Genomic DNA, 3,989 nt, shown 5'->3' on the forward strand with positions numbered 1-3,989 from the left:
ATCAACCCGTCATGCCGTGCCGCACAGTCGTTATACAGATGCACCACTTCCAGCGCCCACGGCAGCATTGCCTTGCCCGTTGTTCCCGACAATTCGGGCAGCCTGGGGCAGGGTATAGCCAAATCGGCCGGCGGCTCAATGGCGCTCGGCAATGGCGGCGTTGAGGACTTGCACCCCGGAAGCATCAACGCAATCGCCAGTAAACACAGGCCGCTCGATAATTTGCTGTACCACTTCACGCCTTACCCTCACTTTCTCGTCCGCTTTGGACTTCTCTTGTTGATATTCCACGCTTGCCGCATGGGCGGTTTTTTGATGCTTCTGCTTTTGCCCGGCCAGTTTGGCATTGATGGCTGCCGTGGCCGCAGTATAGCCCGCTTGGTAGCGTTGCCTACCATACCAATATTCCCCGCCTACCACCGCCGCCAACAGCGCGGCAAGGGCAAGTGGTTTCCAGTATTTCAATATCCATGTCATGGTATTCCTTTCTTTATGTTGCCAATCAAGAGAAAACACGCTACTATATCCACGCTGTTCAATAGCAGCGCAGGCTTGGCGGCCTGTTTCTTTAGTATCAGACGCATCAATGCCGCATCTGCGGTTTTTGTTGTCATTGCGCTTAACCCTTCGGGCAAGAGCGTGTGGGAAGCCCGTAAAGCTTGCTGTGCCTCGTCCGATACCACAGTCCGCCAACCTGCACGTTTCTTGCCCACCCCGCTTGGCGGCGGGAGGCAGGTTTTCAAACTTGTTATCGGAGCGCAAAATGCAAACTCAACTTTCTCTTTCTTTCCGCAACGTATCCTTTGATATTACCGACATACACGGCCAACCTTGGCTAAGGTCTTCGCAAATTGCGGAAGCCTTGGGATACACCCAGGCAAACCGTATTTCCGACCTCTACAACCGCAACGCCGACGAATTCACTAACAGCATGACTGCCGTGGTGAAGCTACCAGACCTGATTCCGCAATCTGCGGATGCAGGTCAAATGCGTGAAGTTCGGATATTCAGCCTGCGCGGCTGCCACCTGCTCGGCATGTTCGCCCGCACCAAAGTAGCCAAAGAATTCCGCCGCTGGGTGCTGGACGTGTTGGAGAAAGAAGTTTCAGGCAGCCCCCAAACCCGCAAAGCCCTACCCTCCGGCCTGACTTACGAGCAGCAGGAACAAGTCAAAGCCCTACACCGTATGCTGGTGGGAGCCGTGCCGAGAGAACATCAGGCCAAACTGGCGATTACCTTGTGGAGCAGCATCAAATCCAAATTCAAAGTCGGCTACAAAGACGTGCCGCCCGAGCAGTTCCTCGAAGTGTTGAGCCTGATGAGCCGCGTGGCGGTGGAGAAGGGCGTACAGTACAGCGAAGCCGACACCGTGAATTTGGAAACCGTGCCGAAGCTGTTTGCCAATCAGGCCAATATCCCGTTCAACCTGAACCGCAACGCCTACTACGCCGTTACGGTGAAGGGCGGCAAAATCTACCGCCACACCGTCAGCTACGCCACCTTCCCGTATGAGGACAATATGATTCCGTGTTTGGCGCATCAGGTGTAAGATACTATTGTTTCCGATAGCAATATCGGTAGGAATCTGTTTCCCGCTAGGTTGAGACAGTGACAACAGGGCATCGGGCAACCGGTGCCCTTTGCCTTACCCCTGGATTTCTGAGGGCAAATCGTTTATGATCCGCGTAGTCGTCAGTCTCCATGCCGCCGCTCCGAGATTGATGATTAGAGACCCCGCCAACCCGCCTGTTTGCGGGGTTTCGCCTGTTCGGGCAGTTTGTTCCTGCCGGCCATGGTTACGCCTCGTTTCTGCTCAGCTTCCCGTCGCCCTGCAACAGCGGCAGCGTATAGCGCCCTTCTGCGGGATAAGCGGGTTTGCCGCCTTTGTTCGGCCACAGGTAGGCAATCACGCGGCTCTTGGCAAACGGTTTGATATTGACCGCGTCGCCCTGGTTGCCGCCCAATACCATCAGGTTGCCCTGCCTGTCCTGCCCGACCGCAAAGCCCACATGCCCGCCGCCCTGCCGCTCGAATACCACGATGCAGCCGTAGGCCGGCTTCTCCAAACGGGTTGCGCCTTTTGCCCAGGATTTCGCCCGATACCATTCTTTTGCAATATCCCTGCCGGCTGCCTGCAGACAGTGGCCGACAAACGTTCCGCACCACGGCGTTTTGGTATCGCTCCACCAGCCTTTCAAAGCCCGCACCCACATAGGGATGGTTTTTAAGCCGCGGGCATCCCGTTCGTGCATACCGATGTATTTTCTTGCTTCGTCAATCCACGGCAATTCTGTCATTTCGTTTCCTTTCCGGTTTTCAGGTAGCCTAAAATCCTGCCGCCTGGCGGCGTGCCTTAAAGGCTGGATTGGCGCGGCAGCTGTCGGCAAACTCTTCCAGCCTTTTGGTGTACACGGCGGCGGTGTGCAGGGATTGGGTCAGCAGTTCCACGGCCTTGTCTTGGCCGGTACCGGCCCTGATTTGCGCTGCCGGCAGCCGGGGGGCGTCGGTTCCGGGTTTCGGTTTGCTGCAGACGGTCGGGTAGTGGGCGGGGCCGGAGCAGGCCGCCAGGCCCGGCAGTGCGGCGGTCAGGATTATTTTTGCCATAGTCTGTTTATCCTTCTCAGGTTGTCAGCGGTCTCGCGTCCGACTTTTTCAGGCGGCCTGAAGGCGGCGGCCGGATGTTTGGCGGCCAGCCCGGCGCGCATCTGTGCCAGTTTTTGCGCCTGGGCACGGAGTTCCGCCCGGCTGCCGGCATTGTCCAGCTTGGCGCTTTGCAGTGCGGCGGTTTGGCTCTGTATCAGGCCGTCCTGCGCCACCATGATCTCCAGCAGTTCGTCCCGCTCGGCCGCCAAGGCCGCCAGTTCGGCATTCTTGCCGGCCAGCGCTTCGGCAAAGCCGTACCACGAATAGGCGGTAAAGCCGGCCAGCGCACCGCAGATCACGATGGCGGCGGTGCAGTGTTTGGGCAGTCCCGGCTTCATGATGCCCCTCCTTGTCCGTCCCGGGGGGCCGCCGGACGCCGGCCGAGGATGCTGATGGCCTTGTTGGTGCTGTTCGCGCCGTAGCTGGCGCAGATGTAGGCCAGGTAGAAATCGAAGTGCAGGCTGCCTTTATATGCCTGCCAGCCGATCACCGCGCTGCACACCAGATGCCCGCTGAGCATCACGACTTTGGACAGGCTGGCGGCCCCGCCGCCGAATCCGGTCAGTAACCCCCTCATAGATACGCTCCCAATCTCGCGGCGGCGGTTTCCAACTGCGCGCGCGTTGCCGCGTCCAATTCCTTTTCCGCATACACGGCCAGATAGCCTGCCACGCGCCCGCCTTTTTTAACCGGGTAGCGGTATACCCGCCGCACGCCGTAGCCGTGTGCCAGCAGGTCGGTATTCAGGCTCGGCGTTTCGTCCGCCGTGCCGTCGGCAAAGTAAAAACCCTGCTTCCCCGGCTGCCACGCCGACACGCCGGGCCGCCCGGCCAGGATCCTCTCCACCGTGGACTTGCCGCTTAAAATCGGCAGCCACGACAGCCCGATTTCCGACACCATGCGCTGTTCGTCCTGCTTGGTTTTGGCAAATACCAACAGCCGCCCCTGATATTCGTAGGGGTTGCTGCTCGGTACGAATTTGTAGCCCAAAACGGCCTGCAGGTCCGCCATCGCCACGCCGTCCGCCGCGCTTTCGGCTTCTTTGTTTTCCACAAAGCCGCGCGGGGACTGCAGGTAGGGCGCGGCCGGCCCTTCTTTGCGCGCCCCTTCGGTTGCCGTTTCCGCACCGGCCCGGCTGAAACGGTCGACCAGCGCGACGGGGTCGGTTTTCCACAACACCAGTGCCACACCGCCGGCGAGAAACAGCAGTACGCCGCGCCGGAAACCGACCTGCCGTAAAAAGTCGGCAATGATTTGGTATTTATCCTGTTCGGACATTTCATCCTCCGTTTTCAGGCGGTGCCGCCCGCAGGGCCCGGACCGTGCCTTAAATCTTGATGCAGGCG

7 protein-coding genes are annotated in these 3,989 nt (G+C 59.2%); 1 reads left to right on the plus strand and 6 read right to left on the minus strand.

Annotated elements, in window-relative coordinates:
• Window positions 1-135: 135 nt before the first annotated feature.
• The gene (locus A7P97_RS00180; RefSeq protein WP_067529162.1) at window positions 136-477 is read right to left on the minus strand and encodes a hypothetical protein; all 342 of its coding nucleotides are present in this window, start codon (window positions 475-477) and stop codon (window positions 136-138) included.
• A 286-nt stretch (window positions 478-763) separates the two neighbouring features.
• Between A7P97_RS00180 and A7P97_RS00190 the strand changes: the two genes are divergently transcribed.
• The gene (locus A7P97_RS00190; RefSeq protein ID WP_067529166.1) at window positions 764-1,549 is read left to right on the plus strand and encodes a BRO family protein; all 786 of its coding nucleotides are present in this window, start codon (window positions 764-766) and stop codon (window positions 1,547-1,549) included.
• A gap of 247 nt (window positions 1,550-1,796) precedes the next feature.
• Here the strand turns inward: A7P97_RS00190 and A7P97_RS00195 are convergent, their stop codons facing one another.
• The 5 genes from A7P97_RS00195 to A7P97_RS00215 are packed head-to-tail and all read right to left on the minus strand — an operon-like array spanning window position 1,797 to window position 3,921.
• A complete protein-coding gene (locus A7P97_RS00195; RefSeq protein WP_067529168.1) occupies window positions 1,797-2,297 on the minus strand; it encodes a TIGR02594 family protein in 501 nt (166 codons plus the stop codon).
• Window positions 2,298-2,325: 28 nt separating this feature from the next.
• A complete protein-coding gene (locus A7P97_RS00200; protein ID WP_067529170.1) occupies window positions 2,326-2,604 on the minus strand; it encodes a hypothetical protein in 279 nt (92 codons plus the stop codon).
• The gene (locus tag A7P97_RS00205; protein ID WP_067529172.1) at window positions 2,592-2,981 is read right to left on the minus strand and encodes a hypothetical protein; all 390 of its coding nucleotides are present in this window, start codon (window positions 2,979-2,981) and stop codon (window positions 2,592-2,594) included. Before A7P97_RS00205 ends, A7P97_RS00200 begins: the two co-directional genes overlap by 13 nt.
• The gene (locus A7P97_RS00210; protein ID WP_067529174.1) at window positions 2,978-3,220 is read right to left on the minus strand and encodes a hypothetical protein; all 243 of its coding nucleotides are present in this window, start codon (window positions 3,218-3,220) and stop codon (window positions 2,978-2,980) included. The genes A7P97_RS00205 and A7P97_RS00210 overlap by 4 nt, the downstream gene beginning before the upstream one ends.
• Window positions 3,217-3,921 carry a hypothetical protein gene (locus A7P97_RS00215; protein ID WP_067529176.1) on the minus strand — a complete coding sequence of 235 codons (705 nt, stop codon included), beginning with the start codon at window positions 3,919-3,921 and terminating at the stop codon, window positions 3,217-3,219. Before A7P97_RS00215 ends, A7P97_RS00210 begins: the two co-directional genes overlap by 4 nt.
• Window positions 3,922-3,989 lie beyond the last annotated feature (68 nt).

Origin of the sequence: Eikenella sp. NML070372, from assembly GCF_001648415.1 — a bacterium.
Lineage (GTDB): Bacteria > Pseudomonadota > Gammaproteobacteria > Burkholderiales > Neisseriaceae > Eikenella > Eikenella exigua.